At 56.1% G+C, this 20,869-nt stretch carries 16 protein-coding genes; 4 read left to right on the top strand and 12 right to left on the bottom strand.

What is annotated here, in order from left to right:
- Positions 1-55 precede the first annotated feature (55 nt).
- Genes modB through LVD14_RS14830 form a run of 3 tightly spaced genes read right to left on the bottom strand, consistent with a single transcriptional unit; the run spans position 56 to position 2,423 of the window.
- Positions 56-739 (bottom strand): molybdate ABC transporter permease subunit, encoded by a 684-nt coding sequence (gene modB / locus LVD14_RS14820; protein ID WP_272907370.1) that lies wholly within the window; start codon positions 737-739, stop codon positions 56-58.
- A 9-nt stretch (positions 740-748) separates the two neighbouring features.
- The gene (modA, locus tag LVD14_RS14825) at positions 749-1,546 is read right to left on the bottom strand and encodes a molybdate ABC transporter substrate-binding protein (protein ID WP_237134893.1); all 798 of its coding nucleotides are present in this window, start codon (positions 1,544-1,546) and stop codon (positions 749-751) included.
- Between the two features lie 34 nt (positions 1,547-1,580).
- Positions 1,581-2,423: a TOBE domain-containing protein gene (locus tag LVD14_RS14830; protein ID WP_237134894.1), complete on the bottom strand. Its 843-nt coding sequence runs from the start codon at positions 2,421-2,423 to the stop codon at positions 1,581-1,583.
- Positions 2,424-2,550: 127 nt separating this feature from the next.
- Between LVD14_RS14830 and LVD14_RS14835 the strand changes: the two genes are divergently transcribed.
- Entirely contained in the window at positions 2,551-2,961 is a 411-nt protein-coding gene (locus LVD14_RS14835) for a CBS domain-containing protein (protein ID WP_237134895.1), read from the top strand.
- A 52-nt stretch (positions 2,962-3,013) separates the two neighbouring features.
- Here the strand turns inward: LVD14_RS14835 and LVD14_RS14840 are convergent, their stop codons facing one another.
- The 7 genes from LVD14_RS14840 to ssb all read right to left on the bottom strand — a co-directional run bounded on the left by LVD14_RS14840 (position 3,014) and on the right by ssb (position 12,140).
- On the bottom strand, positions 3,014-4,492 hold the full coding sequence (locus LVD14_RS14840) for a PepSY domain-containing protein (RefSeq protein ID WP_272907354.1): 1,479 nt from the start codon (positions 4,490-4,492) through the stop codon (positions 3,014-3,016).
- A gap of 2 nt (positions 4,493-4,494) precedes the next feature.
- Positions 4,495-6,558: a TonB-dependent receptor plug domain-containing protein gene (locus LVD14_RS14845; RefSeq protein WP_237134897.1), complete on the bottom strand. Its 2,064-nt coding sequence runs from the start codon at positions 6,556-6,558 to the stop codon at positions 4,495-4,497.
- 225 nt (positions 6,559-6,783) lie between these two features.
- Positions 6,784-8,367 (bottom strand): SLC13 family permease, encoded by a 1,584-nt coding sequence (locus tag LVD14_RS14850; RefSeq protein ID WP_237134898.1) that lies wholly within the window; start codon positions 8,365-8,367, stop codon positions 6,784-6,786.
- Positions 8,368-8,663: 296 nt separating this feature from the next.
- Positions 8,664-9,326: a hypothetical protein gene (locus tag LVD14_RS14855; protein WP_237134899.1), complete on the bottom strand. Its 663-nt coding sequence runs from the start codon at positions 9,324-9,326 to the stop codon at positions 8,664-8,666.
- Between the two features lie 144 nt (positions 9,327-9,470).
- Entirely contained in the window at positions 9,471-10,697 is a 1,227-nt protein-coding gene (glp, locus tag LVD14_RS14860) for a gephyrin-like molybdotransferase Glp (protein ID WP_237134900.1), read from the bottom strand.
- A gap of 20 nt (positions 10,698-10,717) precedes the next feature.
- Entirely contained in the window at positions 10,718-11,620 is a 903-nt protein-coding gene (locus tag LVD14_RS14865; RefSeq protein ID WP_237134901.1) for an SDR family oxidoreductase, read from the bottom strand.
- Positions 11,621-11,648: 28 nt separating this feature from the next.
- Positions 11,649-12,140 (bottom strand): single-stranded DNA-binding protein, encoded by a 492-nt coding sequence (gene ssb, locus LVD14_RS14870; RefSeq protein ID WP_237134902.1) that lies wholly within the window; start codon positions 12,138-12,140, stop codon positions 11,649-11,651.
- Positions 12,141-12,338: 198 nt separating this feature from the next.
- Here ssb and uvrA point away from each other — a divergent pair, with 198 nt between their 5' ends.
- From uvrA to LVD14_RS14885, 3 genes are all read left to right on the top strand, one after another.
- On the top strand, positions 12,339-15,161 hold the full coding sequence (gene uvrA, locus LVD14_RS14875; RefSeq protein WP_237134903.1) for an excinuclease ABC subunit UvrA: 2,823 nt from the start codon (positions 12,339-12,341) through the stop codon (positions 15,159-15,161).
- A gap of 118 nt (positions 15,162-15,279) precedes the next feature.
- Positions 15,280-15,984 carry an alpha/beta hydrolase family protein gene (locus tag LVD14_RS14880; RefSeq protein ID WP_237134904.1) on the top strand — a complete coding sequence of 235 codons (705 nt, stop codon included), beginning with the start codon at positions 15,280-15,282 and terminating at the stop codon, positions 15,982-15,984.
- A gap of 361 nt (positions 15,985-16,345) precedes the next feature.
- Entirely contained in the window at positions 16,346-17,467 is a 1,122-nt protein-coding gene (locus LVD14_RS14885; RefSeq protein ID WP_237134905.1) for a GGDEF domain-containing protein, read from the top strand.
- A 251-nt stretch (positions 17,468-17,718) separates the two neighbouring features.
- Here the strand turns inward: LVD14_RS14885 and LVD14_RS14890 are convergent, their stop codons facing one another.
- Both LVD14_RS14890 and LVD14_RS14895 read right to left on the bottom strand, forming a co-directional pair.
- Entirely contained in the window at positions 17,719-19,911 is a 2,193-nt protein-coding gene (locus LVD14_RS14890) for a PQQ-dependent dehydrogenase, methanol/ethanol family (RefSeq protein ID WP_237134906.1), read from the bottom strand.
- Positions 19,912-20,048: 137 nt separating this feature from the next.
- Positions 20,049-20,777 carry an SIMPL domain-containing protein gene (locus LVD14_RS14895; protein ID WP_237134907.1) on the bottom strand — a complete coding sequence of 243 codons (729 nt, stop codon included), beginning with the start codon at positions 20,775-20,777 and terminating at the stop codon, positions 20,049-20,051.
- Positions 20,778-20,869 lie beyond the last annotated feature (92 nt).

Below are 20,869 nucleotides of genomic sequence, written 5' to 3' on the forward strand. Positions count from 1 at the left end.
CCTTGAGTAAGGGCAAGGGTTGACCCATCCGTCAAGTGCAGCCAAAAGTTACTCATCAGAATCTGACCGTCCGGAATCGACGATTGAAGGCATAAACAACAAACAGCACAACAAACGCAAATATCAGCAACATGGCCGACAATCTGTGCGCTGCCGCGTAGTTCATGGATTCGGCGTGATCATAGATTAACACGGACAGCACGCGCGTCTCTCCCGGTATGCTGCCACCGAGCATAAGAATGACACCGAACTCGCCGATGGTGTGAGCAAAGGTCAGCGTGGCTGCGACAATAAACCCCCCGCTGGTGAGCGGCAGAATCACGCTGAAAAACCGGTCGATCGGGCCTGCGCCCAGTGATGATGCAACTTCTGCTGGCCTGCGGCCCAGCGTGGAGAAGGCCTCATGCAGTGGCTGCACTGCAAACGGCATGGAGTAGATGACAGAGGCGAGCAGAATTCCCTCAAAACTGAAGGCCAGATGGTTGAGGCCCATCTGTTCCAGCGTTGCGCCAATCGGACCTCGCGGTCCCAGGACGATCAACAGATAGAAACCAAGCACAGTTGGTGGCAATACCAGTGGCAAAGCCACCACCGACTGTACCAGCGTGCGCAGCCATGAGCGTCCGCTGGCCAGCCACCAGGCTAACGGTGTCGCCAGCAACAGCAGTATCAGGGTGGTATACAGGCACAGCCGCAACGTAAGCTCAATGGCCTGCCAGTCTTCAGGGCTCAATCCCAACACCTGACGTCAGCTCCCTGCTGCCATGCCGGGGACCGGCATCTGGAATCCCGCCCGCACGAGAATGTCTGCTGCCACCGCATGACGCATAAACTCAACGAAGCGGCGCGCCGCATTGTTATCCTGTCCACGCGCAGTTACCACCACCGACTGGGCAAGTGGCTCATGCAGCAAATCATCGATCAAGGCATAGGGTCGTTCCGCCAGACCATCCTGCATGGCCAGCGACAGCGCAGTGATTGCGAGGTCTGCTGCTCCTGTCGCAGACATCTGCGCAACTTGCGAGATATTCTCCCCGTACACAATCCGGCTTTCAATCTTTGACCATACCCCTTGTGCCTCCAGAGCCTCTCTGGCGCGCTGGCCATAGGGCGCAATGGCCGGCTGGGCAATGGCAATGCGCCGGAATCTGTCCTGAGTCAGATCAGTCAGCGCCAGGCCCGTAACGTCATGATTGGCACTCCACAGCACCAGACGGCCCAGCGCATAAATTACCGGCTCGGAGGTGCCGGGCGCCTGTTCAAAAAGTGCCGCTGGATATGCAGTGTCTGCTGACAGAAACGCATCAAAAGGGGCGCCATTCAAAATCTGCGCGGTCAGTCTCCCGGAGGCGCCATATATGATAGTGATCGAATCTTCTGGATTGGCCTCCATATAGGCTTCAGCAATCCGGTCGAGAGTCGGGCGCAGGGAGGAGGCCGCAGCAACCGTCGCTGACTCCGCCCAGCTCCAGGCCGACGGCAAGCCTGTCAGAACCAAAAGCAGGATGAGTCGCAATCGGACAGTTGGCAGTTTGAAAAACATCATAAGTGTTCCTGTCGTGAGATGCGGCAAGGTGTGCTCAATCTTCCTGTACACTAAGAATTATATTTGACGCCTTAATCAGAGCACAGATTGGCTTCCCCTCCTCCAGCTCCATGGCCTGAAGGCTTTCCGAGGTAATGATGGCCGCTAGCGTGTTACCACCATCGAGGCGAATCACAACTTCGGCATTCACAGCCCCAGGGGTTATTCTCTGCACAATTCCGCACAGACGGTTGCGGGCAGAGGTTCTGCCCGTGCTGTCTGCATCGGCCAGAATAATCCAGGACGCATTGATCAGCGCCTGCACCTCGCGACCTACAGCCAACCCCAGGTCCCGTGTGCTTTCCTCTGTACAGATCGCAATCAACTGATCATCGCCACCCAGCCGAATCGACACTTCGGCGTTAACAGCGCCATGCGTGACCCCGGCAATCCTGCCACTGAGTACGTTGCGCGCACTGGTTTTGCTTGTCAGCCGTCGGAGCATGCGCAATGAATCATCCAAATCAAATTCCCCGTCCTTACCCGTGGTCACACTTTCAATAAACGCCTGCTGCAGGTTGCGCAATTGTTGAAGATCGCGCACCAGTTGCCTGCCTTCGTCGGTCAGTTCTGCCCCACCGCCGCCGCGGCCACCATGCTGGGCGCTGACCAGCGGGCAGTCCGCCAGATTGTTCATGGCATCGACCGCATCCCAGGCGGCCTTGTAGGTAATGCCAACCTTTCGCGCGGCAGCGCTGATCGAACCACAATCGCCAATTGCCTCCAGCAGGGCCAGCCGCCGCGGCGAAATTTCCCCCGCCGACGTCGTCAGGATCCATGGAGCAACGAAGTCGCCGCGCTCATGCGGAACACTCCTGTTTTGATCTGCTTTTTTCATAAAACGAAATATAGTTTAGTATATATCTTGATGCAAGCAGGTGTTTGTCTGCATTCCTCAGCATTTGTTGTCAGCGTTTTCGTTTGACTGATAGACTGTTCATCCAATAATCAAAAGAGAAAGTTCGATGCTGCGTTCTGTCAATCTGGAAGATTACATGGTCGACAAGCCGATCACGGTCGCACCTGAGACACCACTGATCGAGGCAGTCGATCTGATCACCAAAAACCGGGTATCCGGTCTGTGTGTGGTCAACGAGACGGGTCAACTGCTGGGTATTCTGTCAGAGCTGGACTGCCTGAGGGGTATTCTTGGAGCCAGTTATGATCAGGGCTCGATAGGCCTGGTGCAGGACTATATGGTGTCAGCCAACATCAACTCCGCCAAGCCCGGCGACCACATCATTGATATCGCCACCGACATGCTGTCAAAAGGGCAGCGGCGACGCCCCGTCGTCAATGACAGCGGTCAGCTGGTCGGACAGATTACCTGCCGTCAGATACTCGCCGCGGTTCGGCAGTTGTCAGCAGGCAACTGAACCGGATCACGCGAGTCTGCAATTCCCGGTGCGGCTAACCCGGCTGGGAATTTTAAAATGCGCGGCGCTTTTGCTGCCGCGCGGATCGCATGTCGTGGCGAATGCGTTGAAAGCTCATCCAGGTTCCAGTCAGACATAACAGGGTAACGCCTGCCAGCAGAATAATCACGAGGATATCCCACAGCGGCCTGTCCTTCATGAAGGCAAAGTCCAGGCGATGCAAACCCACCCTCAACCAGCGCGAAGTGCGACTGGTCTCGGTCATTACCCGCACGCTGGCCGACTCCGGCCCGATGTAAATGGCAGTGTTATCGGAATCAATCAGTTGCGCGCGCCAGACAGGCAACTCAATCGGGCTCTTGTGCGCGTAGTAATACGCGTCTTCCTCAGTCAGCAGCCTTAGTGACTCCAGCGGCACTCCGGCAGCTGCAGTATGCTGTCGAATAACACTCTCGGTCAGCGGCTCAGCGGGTCGTGCCGTGGCGTCAATTCGAAGTGACTGCTCACCATCAGCGGTACCCACGAAAGCATGCAAATCTCCTGCAAAAACACCTGACTGCAGGGAAACCATATTTTGCGGTAGCTCGCCCTGTTGCTGCGCCTGTGTTGCCGATCTGAGCAGATTGCGAACCTGCTGCCAGGACGCATCTCCCACAAAATCCTGGCGGTAGGAGCTTCCGTCACTTGCAAGAGCACCCCATGGATTCATGGTCAGCAGCCCGCTGAACACCCAGGTGAGAGTCAGAATGCCAAACACCAGTCCGAGCATGTGATGCCAGTACCAGAGCCCCCTGAACGGGGATATCTGGCTTCTTGGCTGGGCTCCTGCGTCACGTCTGGCACGTCGGGTTCGCAGGCGGGCGATACCGACATAGAGTCCGGTTGCAGTCAGAAACGTACCCGCAATCGACGTCCAGATGACAATCTCGGACCACAAGGCGCCGTTCTGACGCAGCGCAGTCGGGTACAGCCAGTGAGGTATCACGCCAAGCCAGGCCAGCACTCTCTCGCGCCGGGTGGTTTTCTGAAACACCTCGCCTGTGCTGCCGTTAATGTAGATCTCGGTACCGGCTCTATCGCCCATCAACACGTGGTGAACTGGCCGGTTGCGACGCGCAGACTGGATAATCCACTGGTCCATCTCTAGCTCACCCTGCAAGCTCAGGTTGGCATCCTGAAGATTGTTTCCTTCCGCCCAGAGACGCGCAACCTGCATGAGCTCGGCATCACCTAGCAGTGTAATGGGCTGGCCCGTGCGTAGATTGATAACGGCAGCCGGCGTCCGCATCACCGGATCATTCAGTAACATTTCAATGCGGAAAGGCGGTGCCACACTGCTATCCACCGCCGCCAGGGAAGACAGGTCGCAGCATTCCTGCAGGTCCAGGGGAGCCAGACCCTGCAGGCGCTGCGCCAGGGTCTGCTCCGGGAAGGCCTGATACATCATCACGAAGCCTGACAGGCACCACAGGCTCATTAAGAGGCCTACGGCAACTGCCAGGTAACGGTGTGTGATCAGGATATATCGCATTATCAGAAGTTATAGCTGTAATTCAGGTGCACCGTGCGTGGTGGTGCGAGGCGCTGCCATAGGAATCGCTCGGATGGGTTGGAGCCGGCCAGTACCGCTGAGCCCAGGCTGCTGGCATAGTCCTCATCCAGCAGATTTTCGAGTCGCAGGGTCAGGCGGTGTTGCTGATCCCGGTCAAGGTACAGGTGAGCACCCATGTCGAGCACGTGGTTGTCACCATAGTACTGGAGCCCAAAACCATTCACATCGGAAGACTTGCGACCAATGTATTTGAAGGCGACGTTGGCACCAAAACGACCACTGGGAGCGCTGTAGGCCAGCGCACCCTTGTAGCTGCGCGGTGGACGATCCTGTATCTGCTGCCCGGTGTTGCGTACTTCCTCTTGACTGTAGGTGTAGCTGAGGTCGTAGGACAATGTGCTGGTCAGCTCACCATTCAGCAACAGTTCGGCGCCGCGAACTTCGACCTCCTCGCCAATATTGATGAAGGTGTTGTCGAACTCGGGGCCCGGTCGGTTGGGCATGCCAGCCGGTATGGGCGCACGCGTGATCAGGTTGTCCACCGAGCGGTCCCACACGGATACCTGCCAGCCGATTTCGCGCTCTGCCAGTGCCAGCAAACCACCCACTGACGCGTTGATGGCAAAACTTTCCTCTGGCGCCAGGTTTGGATTGCCGTGGGTACAGCCACTGCCGCTGGGACAATGAATACGATACAGGTTCTCGGCACTCGGCAACATGAAGGACGTCCCTGTCATGCCCTTTACATAGAGGGTGTCCGTGAACTCATACACGCCGGTCACATTCCAGGTGTTGGAGCTGTTGCCACCGGTCTCATCACGACGGAACCCGGCAGAAAAACGTGCCCGATCACTAAGATCGTCAGTACTGCGCAGCTGAGTGAATACGGCGTGCACATCTTCGCGCTGACGTGCGATCAGCAGGTAGTCATCCTGACCGGTATAGGTCTGGAAGTCGTAACCCACATGGTATTCAAGAAAACCTTCGGGTTTGAAAACTGCAGCGGCATTGACGCCCTTGTCTTCATATCCCCAGTAGTCTGAGGCGTTGCCAGGCGTGTAATAGTCAGTGTCCCAGCTGTGGTAATAACTTTTCAGGAAAAACTGGGCAGCCTCGGATGGCAGCCAGTCGAGCCTGGCACTGATGATGTTTTCAGTCCGGTCATTGATGCTGATATTGCTCACATTCGGATAGTCGATACGACCTTCTGTGTGAATGCCAGTCAATGACAGGCTCAGATCAGGGGTAAAGTCGTAGCCGTACTTAACACCGGCACTGTCAACTTTGTAGCCGCGCTTGCGAAACTGCGAGGTAGGCTGGTAGTTGTCGTAGATATCATAACCATCGCTTTCATCGCGTGACGCCCAGCCGACGAGTTTGTGATCACCTATGGCGCCACGACCATAGCCGTTAATGCGCATCAGGCCATCGCTGCCAGCACCCACGCTGATCTGTCCGTCCGGGGTTTCGGAAAAACCACGTGTAACGACGTTGATCACTCCGGCGATGGCCTGGGTACCGTACATCAGGCCATGACTGCCCTTCAGCACTTCGGTGCGCTCAATCATGCTGGACGGAAGTGTGTCGGCCGGACTGGTTGAGTTGTACAGACGGTTATTGATCCGCACGCCATCTACGGTCCAGAGGATATCGCTGGATCGTGAACCCTGCATGGCGACATTCACATAGCTGAATGCGCCAGCCTGAGTCGTCAGTGACAGACCTGGCACCAGCATTTCCAGCGCCTGGGCCACATCCACAAAACCGTGATTACGGATCTGCTGCTCGGTCACAATCTCCAGATCAGCGCCATAGCGTGCCAGCTCCAGCGGCAGGGTGTTCTCAATGCTGCGCTCGGTGATCAGCATCTCCTGGATCTGCGGGTCATCGCTGTTCTGGGCCATGGCAAGCTGACAGGAAGCCATCAGCGAGGCAGAAATGATCAAGGTGCTGGTGACCTTTGCAGCGGGCAGTGATCTGGACACTGCATGCTGCAATTGAGTGGACGCGTTAGCGGACCTGTAAGCGTCGTGCCTGGTGTTCATAACTGCTTCCCCTTGTAGCAATAGAATGCGCAGCGGCCTGGCGTTAAAGCCGGCCACTGTCGATATCATTATTCCCGATACAGTTCTTGTTGAATCTGCGAAATTTCGGTTGCTGCACTATAGGTGCATCGGAGGCTGGTGGCACGAAGCCGGTAGTTACGAAACGGTTGTCGATCAGCGTTAACGAAAATCGTTAACGCTGATTATTGAAATTAAAACAAAGCCTTACTGAAGGAATGCAGCAGGAACTGTAGTGAGATCAATACCCCAGAGCAGGGGCACACCAAAGTACACCATCAAGGTGATCAGCACGGTTGCTATCAGATTGAGCAGAAAACCCACCTGCATCATCTCGACAATACGCAGCTTTTCCGTGGCAAAAATAATGGCATTGGGAGGCGTACCCACAGGTAGCATGAAGGCACAGTTGGCCGCCATGGCACACGGAATCATCAAGGCAAATGGATGCACATTCAGCGCCAGGGCGAGACTCGCCACAACCGGCAGAATCATGGTGGCAGTGGCTGTATTGGACGTGATTTCGGTCAGGAACAGAATCAGCAGCGCCGCCGTGGCGATCATCACCATCAGATGCACGCCGTCAAGAATGGTCAATTGACTGCCCATCCAGTCAGACAGGCCGGTCGAGCGAAAACCTGCCGCTATCGCCAGGCCACCACCAAACAGCAACAAAATGCCCCAGGGGATTTCTTTGCTGTCCTTCCACATCAGCACGCGTGACCCCGCCTCGGAACGTGACGGAATGACAAACAAAAGTACTGCGGCCATAACGGCAATCATGCCATCTCTGATTTCCGGGACCAGATCGGCCCAGATGAACCCTCGACTGATCCACATGAAGGCAGCAAACGCAAACACCGCTGCCACCGCCTTCTCTTCAAAAGAGATGATGCCCAGCGCGTCGCGTTCCTGCTGGATCAGTTGACGCCCGCCAGGCAGTGACTTGATATGCATTCGAAACGCCACACGACCCAGGTAGAGCCAGGTGATGACCAGCAGGGCCACGACCATGGGTACACCAATCAGCATCCAGCCCGCAAAACTGATCTCAACGCCAAACAGCTCGCGCGCCTGGGCGGCCAGAATAATATTGGGCGGCGTACCAATCAGAGTGCCCAGTCCACCGATAGTTCCGGCATAACCAACACCAAAGATCAGTGACTTTTCAAATACCGGGATGTCTTCTTCCCCCGGCTTGCCGCGCAGGGTATGCGCAACCTGCGCCGTGATCGCCAGCGCCATCGGCACCATCATCATCACCGAGGCAGTGTTGGATACCCACATGGACAAAAATGCGGTGGCCAGCATAAATCCCAGCAGTATGCGCTGTGTGCTGGTACCCACGTAGGCAATGATGGCCAGCGCCATCCGCTTGTGAAGATTCCACTTCTCCATCGCTGTGGCGATAAAAAAACCACCCAGGAACAGAAAGATGATGTCATCACCGTAGGCTGAGGTAACCGTGGCATTGTCCACGGCACCCGTAATCGGCAGTAGCAGTATAGGTAGCAGCGATGTGGCTGGTATGGGAATCGCCTCAGTTATCCACCAGGTCGCGATCCACAAGGTGACACCAAGCACGGCTTTGGCTTCGTAGCTCAGGCCCTGTGGCTCAAAAACCAGCATAACCAGGATAAACAGCAGCGGTCCAAGCAGTAGCCCGACAATTTGTGAGCGGGAATAGGCCTGTGGTGGAGTGTCCTCAGGTGGCCTGCCTCGCAGCGCATTCTTGGTCTGGCGGTGGGATGTCCAAAGGCTTTGCCATAGCGCGGCGATCGACTTGCTCATAGCTGTCTGATGACCTCAATGTCTTTTCATTATTGAGGGCCAAGCCTAAATAGAGCATCACAAAATGTAAAGGTAGTTCCTCTTCCGCATAAAAAAACAGGCTTTTCGGTAAGGGCCGAAAAGCCTGGCAGTGGTAGGCGGGGAGAATTCCACTTACAGCAAAAAGGTCTATCTGAATGAACAAAAAGAATCGACTCCAGGACCAACCTTGGCATTCGGTTCTGGTGAGTACTCTAGCAATGAGGTGTGACAGTATGATGAAGTGAATTCGAAATTGCGGAAACCAACTTCTGGCTTCAGCTGTTGCCAGTCCTGACCAGTCTGACGGTGGCCTGGTCACCAATCTCGATATCACCGCGAACACGGTAATCCGTCAAGGCGTCCTGCATTCGTGCGTAAATCCAGCGACCCAGTTCATCATTGGGTGCTGTAATCAAGACAAAGGCCTGAGTCTCGTGAACAACGCGTGCCAGTTGTTGCAACTGGTTCACCATTGCCTCATTGCGGGCATATAGAGCGCGGCCATCCAGCGTATGAACGCTGTGCGTCCGCTCTCTCTCGGCAGCAAGGTTGTTGCGGGCAGCGACAATCCCGTCATGCCCGGGATCAACCTGAGCGGCGCGGCGCAGGTAGGTCTCGGCATTTTCGAACTGGCCCTGCCGCGATGACAGCTCGGCAAGTTGCAGATAGCGGAGGACGATATCCTGCATGCCGTCCAGCGCCACACTATTTCCCGGATCCAGAGCCAGTGCGCGACTGAAATACCGATAGGCACTGTCCTCGGGTGGCGTCAGCAGTCGGTCGGCGCGAAGGGCTCGCATGCCGCTATACAGAATATCAGCCACGATTCGTCGCTGCTGTTCTGCTTCATCCCTTTCTGCGCTGACACTGTCGAGATCGTCAGAAGGTACTTCTACGACAGGTTCCTGCGCCGGTGGAGCCGGTTGCGCCTGCTGCACAGTGCAGCCGATCGCTCCAGTCAAAAACAACAGACTGACAAAACCCTGTTTTCCATATTTCGCAAAGGACCGTAAAACGTGAGGCGACGGAAAACAGAAGGGCGCGTAATGCATGATGACTTCACAGTGGGGGTAATTACTTGTCTAAACTATGTCACTAAACGCGATAAATCGCAATGCATCGCCAATTGCCAGCGTCTGGCCGCTGGGCACAATCGCCAACCCGTCAGCTGTATGAATTGAGCTCAATACGCCGGAACTCTGATCAGCGAGCGGTGTTACCCAGACCTGACTGTCCCTCTCATGACATGTTACCCGGAGATACTCCTCACGTTCGCTGGCAACCGGGCGCTCAAAATCCGCGCGCACAGGCCAGGACGTTGGTAGCGGCCGGGCCGCACCCATCCACGCCAACAGCGCTGGACGTACCAGCAGAACGAATGTTACAAACGAAGACACGGGATTACCCGGCAAGCCAAAGAACAGCGTATCGTGAAGATGCCCAAAGGCAAATGGTTTGCCTGGCTTTAAAGCCAGCTTCCAGACATCAAGCTGGCCCTCTTCCTGAAGTGCACGACGGACGTGATCCTCTTCGCCTGCCGAGACACCTCCGCTGCTGATAATACAGTCACAGGTCTGCGCCAGCTCGCGTAACACGCCCTGAGTCTGTGCCAGAGTGTCAGCGACGTGCCTGACCTGCTGCGGCACTATACCCAATCCGTTAAGCAGGCCTTGCAGCGTCACTGCATTGCTGTTGTAGATCTGCCCGGGCGCCAGCTCCTCGCCAGGCGCAACCAGCTCATCCCCAGTTGTCAGAATGGCCACTCTGGGCATTCGACCAACTGCGATATGCGATACCCCTGTTGACGCCAGCAGTCCAAGATCGGCTGCCTGCAATCGGTAGCCGGCCGCGAACAACAACTCACCCTTCTGAATGTCGGCGCCTCGGCGCCGGACATTGGCGCCTGCCTGCGGAACCTGCAGAATGCAAACAGACTGTGTGTTGGTTTCGACGCCTGACTGCTCACAGTTTTCCTGCATGACCACAGCGTCAGCGCCATCTGGGACGGGCGCACCCGTAAAAATGCGGGCTGCAGTGCCCGGATGCAGTGGCACAGGAGAGCTGCCTGCGGTGATTCGTTGACTCACTGGCAGTACATCGCCATCCGCCAGTTCAGCAACCCGTATGGCATAACCATCCATGGCGCTGTTGTCCCACGGCGGAACATCAACTGCCGCAATCACGTCCGTGGCGAGGATCCGGCCCAGCGCCTCGGACAAAGGTATGGTTTCACGCGTTAGGCGAGTACGCGCCACCTGCAGAATATGGTCACGAACCTGCCCGACGGGTTTCAGGGTGGCCGTTGACATGAAAGCGCCGGAGCTGGCCATTACGCAGGCTGTCCCTTGTACCAGGATTTGATCAGCTTTTGCAGGCTGCCCTGCCAGGGTCGCTGCTTGATACCAAAGGTCTCGAAAATCTTCTTGGTTGCCAGCGTGTTATTGGCAATATGTGGCGTTTCGACGCGAACCAGGTTGATATTGAGGTGGTCAAGCAGCGCATACACGCGCTCGTCATGTTGCGCGGCAAACTTGACGAGATGCTGGACGAACTCACTTTCACGCAGCGGTTCCAGTGCCGCATAATGGTACACACCCCAGACATCGGCATGACAATCCACTTGCAGAGCAACCGCCAGAATGACTCGCGCCAGGTCCTCAATGGGCGTTGGTGAAAGTTTGCGGCGCATCACCCGGACATTGCCGTCGCCGTCACGCAGCTCATCCAGCCAGCGACGCAGATCCTGGTCCTGCCCCGGGCCGAACAGCCATCCTGAACGGATAATAATATGCTGCTTGAGGTTTTTCTGGATGGCCTGCTCGCCTGCGAATGCCGCTGCACCATAAACACCTACCGGTGCCGGGGTGTCCTGCTCGTTATATGCCAGCTTCTTGTCGCCACCAAACACCTGCGCTGTGGAGAGGTGAATCATGGGTATATGCAGATGATCACAGACCTGTGATAACAGGTCGGCCAGCTGGTGGTTCTGTTTATCTGTATCGTCGGGTGCTGCTTCGGCCAGCTCCAGAGCATCCTGGCGGCCGGCCGCATAGGCGGTCAGGTTTATCACCTGACCCGCGCCAGCATGGGTAATGACCCGAGCTGCGCCAACCGGGTCATCTACATTGACACTCTTGTGATCAGCCGCAACCCATTGAATCTGGCGTTCGTCGAACAGTCGGCACAACTCCTGTCCGATACCACTGCCCGCCCCGAGAATTAAGACCTTCACCGACTGAGTTCACTCCCCGCCCAACGGATCAAAAAGGAATGTCGTCGTCAAAATTATCGAAGTCCGCCGGCCGCGAGCTGCCCTGGGCTGCCTGGCCGCCGCTGCGTTGCGACGGTGCATTTTGAGACGGCATATCCTGATTCATGTCCTGTCCAAAGCGATCGTCACTGCCACTGGACGCGCCACGTGAATCCAGCATCTGCATTTCGTTGGCAACAATTTCAGTTGCATAGCGGGTAATGCCATCCTGCTCCCATGAACGGGTACGCAGACTGCCTTCGATATACAGTTTGCTGCCCTTGCGGACATATTCATTCACAATTTCTGCGAGACGGTTGAAGAAAACAATACGGTGCCATTCCGTACGTTCCTGCTGTTGCCCGGTATTTTTATCCTTCCAGGTATCGCCAGTTGCCAGGGTCAGGTTGGTGACCGCGCCACCGCTGGGCATATAGCGGGTTTCGGGATCCTTGCCTACATTGCCTACCAGAATAACTTTGTTGATGCCGCGACTTGCCACCTTTTCTAATCCTCCCGTGCCCTTGGCGTCTTCTGCCGTCTATTGTCAGACTGAAGATAAATTCGTTACGTTCGGTTTAAGCATAGCATGTTTCCTGGGACTGCGCCGACAGCAGATTTACGTTCAGTGCCCTTTGCGCTGGGACAGGGATTTGACCATAATGGGCTGTTGTATTGCGATGGGAGCAGCAGGAACAGCATGGATAAAATCACGATCCGGGGGGCGCGCACCCACAACCTGAAGAACGTCAGTCTGAGTATCCCCAGGGACAAACTGGTAGTGATCACCGGGCTGTCGGGTTCGGGAAAATCCTCGCTGGCATTCGACACGCTGTATGCCGAGGGCCAGCGCCGTTATGTGGAATCGCTGTCCACCTATGCCCGGCAGTTCCTGTCCATGATGGACAAACCGGACATTGATCATATCGAAGGCCTCTCTCCTGCCATTTCCATAGAGCAGAAATCGACGTCTCATAACCCACGTTCGACTGTCGGTACCATCACCGAGATCTACGACTATCTGCGGCTGCTGTTTGCTCGTGCCGGCGAACCATTCTGTCCCGAACACCATCAGAAGCTGCAGGCGCAAACCGTCAGTCAGATGGTCGATCAGCTGCTGGCCCTGCCCGAGGGCAGCAAGATCATGGTACTGGCACCCGTGATAAGGGAGCGCAAAGGTGAACATCTGCACGTTTTCAAGGAACTGCAGAGCAGCGGATTCATCCGTGCCCGTATCGATGGCACCGTAACCGAACTCGACTATCCGCCAGCGCTTGAGAAAAACAAGAAACATACCATTGAGGCTGTCATCGACCGGCTGAAAATTCGGGATGATATTCAGCAGCGTCTGGCAGAAAGTCTGGAGACTGCCATTCAACTCAGTGACGGTACGGTCACGATCGCTTTCATGGACGAAGAACGCGATGAAATCATGTTCTCTGCGCGCTTTGCCTGCCCCGTCTGCGGCCACAGCATCAGCGAACTGGAACCCCGCATGTTCTCGTTCAATAACCCGGCAGGTGCCTGCAGCAGCTGTGATGGCCTGGGTGTCAAACAGTTCTTTGACCCGCAGCGGATTATCACTGACACATCTTTATCGCTGGCAGAAGGCGCAATTCGCGGTTGGGATCGTCGCAACTTCTATTATTTCCAGATGCTCACATCACTGGCTGAGCACTATAAATTTGCTGTGGACACACCATTTGCCGAGCTGAGTGATGCCCATCAAAGCCTGATCCTTTACGGCAGCAAGGGCAAACAGATCGACTTCAGGTTTGCCAATGACCGGGGCGACACCATGGTCCGGCGCCATGCGTTTGAAGGCATTCTGCCCAATATGGAGCGTCGCTACCGGGAAACCGAATCTCAGGCCGTCCGCGATGACCTGGCGCGTTTTCTGAACTCACACGCCTGTCCGGATTGCGAAGGCACACGGCTGTGTTCCGATGCTCGCCATGTGTATATCGAAGGAACAACCCTGCCCGACATTACACACATGACAATCGCACAGGCGAGGGACTATTTTGGCTCGCTCAAATTAAGTGGAGCACGTGCGACCATTGCCGACAAGATCCTGAAAGAACTGGAACTGCGCCTGCAGTTTCTTATTGACGTGGGCCTGAACTACCTGACGCTCAGTCGAAGTGCCGACACCCTGTCTGGTGGCGAAGCGCAGCGAATCCGCCTGGCCAGCCAGATTGGCGCTGGCCTGGTCGGAGTCATGTACATCCTGGATGAGCCGTCCATCGGGCTGCACCAGCGTGACAACGACAGGCTGCTGAACACGTTGTTCCATTTGCGTGACATCGGCAATACAGTCATCGTAGTCGAACATGATGAAGATGCCATCCGCAGCGCCGACCATCTGATTGACATCGGACCTGGCGCCGGGGTGCACGGCGGTGAAATTGTGGCACAAGGCACTATTGACGATATTATCGCCGAACCGCGCTCGCTTACCGGCCAGTACCTGTCCAATAAACGCCGCATCGAAATACCTGACAGTCGGCATACACCCAAAAAAGGCAAAACGCTGAGCCTGATCGGCGCAAGTGGCAACAACCTTAAACACGTAAACCTGGAAATTCCTTTGGGTCTGTTCACCTGTGTCACGGGTGTGTCTGGTTCGGGTAAATCAACACTGATCAACAACACCCTTTATCCGGTCGCTGCAACGCGTCTGAATGGTGCCACCACCCTGACACCCTCCGAGCATGCAGAGATACGCGGTTTGGACCTACTGGACAAGGTGGTTGATATTGACCAGAGCCCTATCGGCCGAACCCCCCGTTCCAACCCGGCGACCTACACCGGTATCTTCACGCCAGTTCGCGAGCTGTTTGCCGGCACCCAGGAAGCACGCTCACGGGGCTACACCCCTGGCCGATTCAGTTTCAATGTTAAAGGTGGACGCTGCGAAGCCTGTCAGGGCGATGGTGTTGTCAAAGTCGAAATGCACTTCCTGCCGGACGTTTATGTGGCATGTGACATCTGTCACGGCAAGCGCTACAACCGCGAAACACTGGAAGTGAAATACAAGGGTCGCAATATCGCCGAAGTACTGGACATGACCATTGAGGACGCCCGTGAGTTTTTTGATCCGGTACCGGTCGTTGCGCGCAAACTGCAGACCCTGATGGATGTTGGTCTGTCCTACATCCGTCTTGGCCAGGCAGCGACGACACTGTCCGGCGGCGAAGCGCAGCGCGTCAAGCTGGCACGTGAACTTTCCAAGCGCGATACCGGTCAGACCTTGTATATCCTGGACGAACCTACAACAGGGCTTCATTTTGACGATATTCAGCAACTGCTGACTGTGCTGCATCGTCTGCGGGACCAGGGCAATACCATTGTGGTTATTGAGCACAATCTTGATGTCATCAAGACGGCCGACTGGATTGTTGACCTGGGGCCGGAAGGTGGCAGTGGTGGTGGCGAGATAATCGCACAGGGCACGCCGGAAACGATTGCCGAGAGCCAGCACTCGCACACTGGTCATTATCTGCGCAGACTTTTGCCCTGACCGCAGACAGACTGCACGCCTGGCAGGCTGAAAGGGCTATGCCGACAGGCAATGGCGAGTACAATGGGTTTACCTGACACAACAATTAAAAACTTTGAGGTGTAAAACGATAAGAATAATGACCGCTTGCCTGCTGACATGCCTGATGATGTTGTCGGCAGGCGCGCAGGCGCAGGCCCGGATCATCCCGAATGTGGTATACGGGCACAAAGACGGCATGGCCTTGATTTATGACGTCTTTCAACCCGAACAGAACGCCAATGGCGCGGCGATTGTCTACATGGTCAGTGGTGGATGGTTCTCCCGCTGGACTGAACCCGAGAATCGCCTGGCTTCCTTTGCCTCCATGCTGGCCGAGGGCTATACCGTGATTGCTGTCCATCATGGCAGCGCAGGGGGCCATCTATCCTTGATGCTGGGACTGGACGCCGATGATGGCATGGCAGACAGCGACGACCCGATTATGCAGGCAGGCAATGGCGTGGCCGCCGTGGTCGCCTATTTCCCACCGGTGGATCTGCGGCAAATGACCGGTCCGAACGACCGCTTCCCGGCCCTGGATTTTCCCCAGGAACTGGCCGCTGGTATCTCACCCTTGCTGCTTGCAGACCGAAACGATCCGCCCGTCTTGCTGATCCATGGTGATGCCGACGAACTGGTCAATATCAGTCACAGCGAGCGAATGTACTCGGCGCTGCAGGAAGCGGGCGTGGTCAGTGAGTTCATCACAATCGAAGGCGGCGCGCATGGTTTTCGTGGCGACGATGCGCAGGAAGCTGCCATGGCTCGCCTGGAGTGGTTCAATCAGCACCTGCTGGATTGATCATCGCCTGGTATGGTTTAACCAGCACTTGCTGGATTGATCACCGTTCAGTACTCCTCCCATCGACGCTCGATGGGAGGAGCTGAATCACAGCAGAGTTACTCAGCCGCCACAGTGGCGCAGGCCTAGATCTGTCCAATTATAGGCCAGAAGTGTCTGGCAAACCGGGATCAGTCCATCGCAGTCGGTCCAGCTTGTTGTTGGTGCCTGAATCCTGGTCATAGCCTGATTCGTCATTGATTCCGGCATTTTTGCCACATGACTTTGGCAGGAGGCAAAACCGGGGATTGCCTTCTCCGTTGATCCACTGCATAGTTCCTAACGTAGCAACACGCTTGTAGCATGAACCGGGACTCAAAGGATGCAAGAGCTGAATAAAAATAACCTGCCCAACCCGCTGAACACGTCACGTCGCTCAGACCCCATTCGACAGATCCGCACCAAACGTATAGGCCAGGGCATCATGGTTATGCTGTTGGCAATCATCACCCTCTCCTTGGTCAACTTCCTGGACAATCGACCCGTTGTTGTAACAGCGCTGCTGTTTACTGTCATATTTCTGTTACTTGCCCTGTTGCTTTTACGTAATGGCTATCCGCAGGCGGCTGCCGCATTGACCGTAATAGTCATGTTTGTCTGTGTGGCACAGGCCATGTGGGGAGGTGCAGGTTTGCGTTCATCTGCCTTGATGGGTTACCCGGCAATTTTATTGTTCGCCATGATCATGATTGGCAAACGGACGTTTTACATGGCCCTGATCGCCATGCTGGTGTACATGCCAATTCTGCTATATGCCACCCAAAACGGCTGGCGAACCGGCCTGGAAGACGCCACTGCCTATCGCTGGCTGGGCGACTACGGAGTTATTCTGATTGCCGCGGCCTTCATTATTCGCGTGCTGGCTTCAGACCTGCTTGCGCTGTTGGCCGCGTTGCATGTGCAAATGGACGATGTCACTCAGTCGAAACTGCGGGCCGAGCACATGGCCAATCACGACAATCTGACCGGGCTGCCGAACCGACGGATGGCCGAGCAGTACTTTCAGGAGCTCTTGCAGCACGCCCAGCGAGAAGCGGCGGGTGTGGGTCTGGTCTTTGTTGATGTCGACAACTTCAAGACCTTCAACGATTCACATGGCCACGACCTGGGCGACGAGCTGCTCCGCCATTTGGGCCAGACCATCAGCTCGCAGCTGCGCAAGTCCGACCGACTGGTCCGCATCGCCGGCGACGAATTCCTGATCCTGCTATCCGATATTTCCAAAAGCGCGGATGTCGAGATTATTCTGGAAAAGGTCCGCCGCGCTGTCGCCAATCCTGTCACCATCCGCAGCGAGACCCTGATCCCTGCGCTGTCCATGGGCATAGCGCTGGCGCCGGATCACGGCCTAGATTTCAAGGAACTGGTGACCAAGGCCGACCACGCCATGTATCAGGCCAAGGCCGCCGGCCGGAATCAGTACCAGTTTTTCCGCCCGACCTAATACATAACGTTAACATTTATGGGCAAGGCAAACAGACTGCTGCGGGCCGTGTTGTGGGCGAAGCCGGCTCTGTGGATCAGGTCTGTGACGATACAGCGGGTGACGATCCCCAACGCCTTGCCCATCAGGTTGGTGGCACCCACATGATTACCGGGCTCGCCTGGAATGGTTCAATCAGCACCTGCTGGATTGATCAACATTCAGTACTCCTCCCATCGAAGCTCGATGGGAGGAGTTGAATCACAGTAGTGTCACTCAGCCGCCACGGTTGCGGCGCGCTGTAGCAGAAACGCCCGGATGCCTTCCACCTGCGCTTCACCTATGTCAGCCGAGAAATTCGGCATGCCACGGCTTTCCAGCGTGCCTTCCAGCACGATGCCATGGAAGGCTTCACTGCTCAGCAGCATCGGGCTGTAACGCAGGTCAGGAATCGGGCCAGCGCTCAGGGCCATTGGGCCATGACACACAGAGCAGTAAGCGCCATACATGGCCGCACCCAACTCAACACTGCCATCGCTGCTGATGCCTTCCAGGTTTAATGGCACTCGTTCGGTCGTTGCCATTTCTGGCATCTGGCCCTCAGCACCCAGTTTGAATGCCATCAGGCGACCATTCCGCTCTCGCGGATAATTGCCAGACAGCAGCCCCATGGTCAATGGCATCGCACCGCCCTGACCAGCCAGCGCCAGCACATATTGTTCACCATCAAGTTCATAAGTGACTGCACCGCCGAGAATGGCATCACCAACGGGGTAGGACCACAGGCGTTCACCATTGTCCGTGCGATAGGCATGGAAGAGCCCATCTGCAGAGCCCTGGAAGACCAGGCCGCCACCTGTCGATAACAGACCACTGTTTCCATAGACGGGATATTCGACGCGCCAGCGCTCCTGTTGTGTAACAGGATCCCAGGCCAACAGGGCTGATGCCGGTAGCTGCTGGGCTCGCTGCGCATCTTCAGGGTTTGCGGGTGGCGCATTGACGCCACCAACACCGAGGTTCCAGCCTACTTCCTGCTCTTCGAAGTCACCCGGGTTCGAATAGACATAGGAAGTGTTCTGACTCGGAATGAAGACCAGACCAGTATTGGGATCGTATGACATCGGGTACCAGTTGTGACCACCCAGGGGACCGGGGATAACCACGGCAGGGTCGCGCTCGTAGCGCACGATTTCCGCTTCTATCGGACGTCCGGTCACCGGATCCAGGCCGCTGGCCCAGTTAATCTCAACGTAATTGTTACCGGAGATAAATTCACCAGTGGTGCGGTCAATCACGTAGAAGAAACCGTTTTTGGGCGCCTGCATGATCACCTGACGCATGCGTCCATCAATTTCGATATCTGCGAGGATCATGTGCTGCGTTGCTGTGTAGTCCCAGGATTCCGCAGGTGTGGTCTGGAAATGCCAGGCGTACTCACCGGTATCAGCGTGCAATGCAACAATGGATGACAGGAACAGGTTGTCACCCTCTCCATTGGAACGGATGTGATGATTCCAGGGGCTGCCGTTACCAACGCCGATATACAGCAGGTCCAATTCTGGATCATAGGCCATGGAATCCCAGACTGTACCGCCGCCCCCGATTCGCCACCATTCGCCGGCCCAGGTCTCGGCGGCCATTTCCATGGCGTCGCTTTCGAAGCCCTCTTCCGGATTACCGGGCACCGTGTAGAAGCGCCATACCATATCGCCAGATTCCGCATCGTATGCAGATACATAGCCACGAACACCCAGCTCACCACCACCATTGCCAATCACAACCTTGCCATCGACGACTCGAGGCGCGCCAGTGATTGTGTAGCGACCCTCCGGATCGACGGTCATGGTTGACCAGACTTCGGCACCGGTTTCGCGATCCAGCGCAATCAGGCGGCCATCAAGGGCACCCAGGAATACCATGTCACCCCAGGCTGCCAGACCCCGGTTGACAACGTCACAGCAGGCATCAGCCGCCTTCGCACCAGGTACCTCAGGGTCATAACGCCAGATTTCCTCACCAGTGCGCGCATCAACAGCAAACGCCTTGCTCCAGGCAGAGGTGAAATAAACTACGCCATCAATGACCAGTGGTGTGGCTTCCTGGCCGCGATCCGTGTCCAGTTCAAAGTCCCAGGCCAGGCCCAGCTGTTCGACATTGCTGCGGTTAATGGTATCCAGCGGGCTATGACGCTGCTCTGAATAGGTCCGCCCATGACTTAACCAGTCAGCAGTGTTGCTCCCCGCATTGATGATACGGCTGGCATCTACCGGCCGCAGATCCTCAGGTCGATCGGCCGCCATCTGGTCAACGGACGCACTGCCTGTGGTTTCGTTCAGGGTTTCTACCGGGGGAGTCGTCTCCTCACTGGAACATGCTGCCAGCAGCACGCCTGACATGATCATGGCCAGCGCCAGTTTTTTGCGCAAAAAAGGGGTCGACGCCGGTGGGTTGTGGGTTTGCATACCTGAAATCTCCGCTGCTTATTTTTGTGCTTTGATTTCGGAGCATAAACAGGGGGGCACGGCAAGGCAAGAGCAGGCGCTCGATGAATGACTTTTGACGTGCCCCAAACCCGTAACGAGGGGTCAGCTTGTGATGATCAGCGCGCGACTGCCTGCACATTGACCGTCAGCGAAACCTCGGACTCGCCTGCCTCCGCAGATGGTGTTGCCATCTCGCGCGAGCCTGTGTCCATGGCCCGCATCATCACCGGTGCCGCGTATGACATGCCTGTCTCGATGGTTAATGAAGCGATCTCTACCTCAGGACGGCCCAGCGCTGCCGCCGCGCGTTCGGCATTGGCACGAGCCCTGGCGATGGCGGTTTCCATCAATGAATCGCGTACCTCATCCGCACGTTCAGTGCTCAGGCGATAGGACAACTGACTCATGACAAAACCCATATCCTGCAGCTCACCCGCCAGCGACAATAAAGTCTGAGGGTCTTTGCTCTCCAGTGTGATGCTCTGGGAACCGCGCCAGACCGGATCAGCGCGCCCACCCTGAGGCTGGCGATTGATCTGATAAACGCTGTAGTGACCTGTCGCAGCATCTACTCCTGTCACGGCACGCGCCACGATCAGCCCCTCACGCATCTGCTCATTGATGGCATTCTGGACAACACTCGCATCGCGGTCCTCTACTTCTACTCGCAGATCGGCAACAATCTCGTCCTGAGCCACGTTGATCCGCTCTGTGACTGACAGATTGATCAGCGTCTGCCCCTCCGGCAGTTGCGGTAATACTGATTGCTGTGCATTTGCGGACAAAGCCAGCAATGCCAGTGTGGCGCTCATTACCGTGAATCTTATCCCCTTGCGAAAAGTCATATGAAACTCCTTTCATTCGTCGCTTTTTTACAACGTCACCAGTTGCAGGTTCTGCCAGCTAAAACATGCCTGTCACGATTGGCTGTTGACTA

Source organism: Pseudohongiella sp. O18 (assembly GCF_021729085.1).
GTDB lineage: Bacteria > Pseudomonadota > Gammaproteobacteria > Pseudomonadales > Pseudohongiellaceae > Pseudohongiella.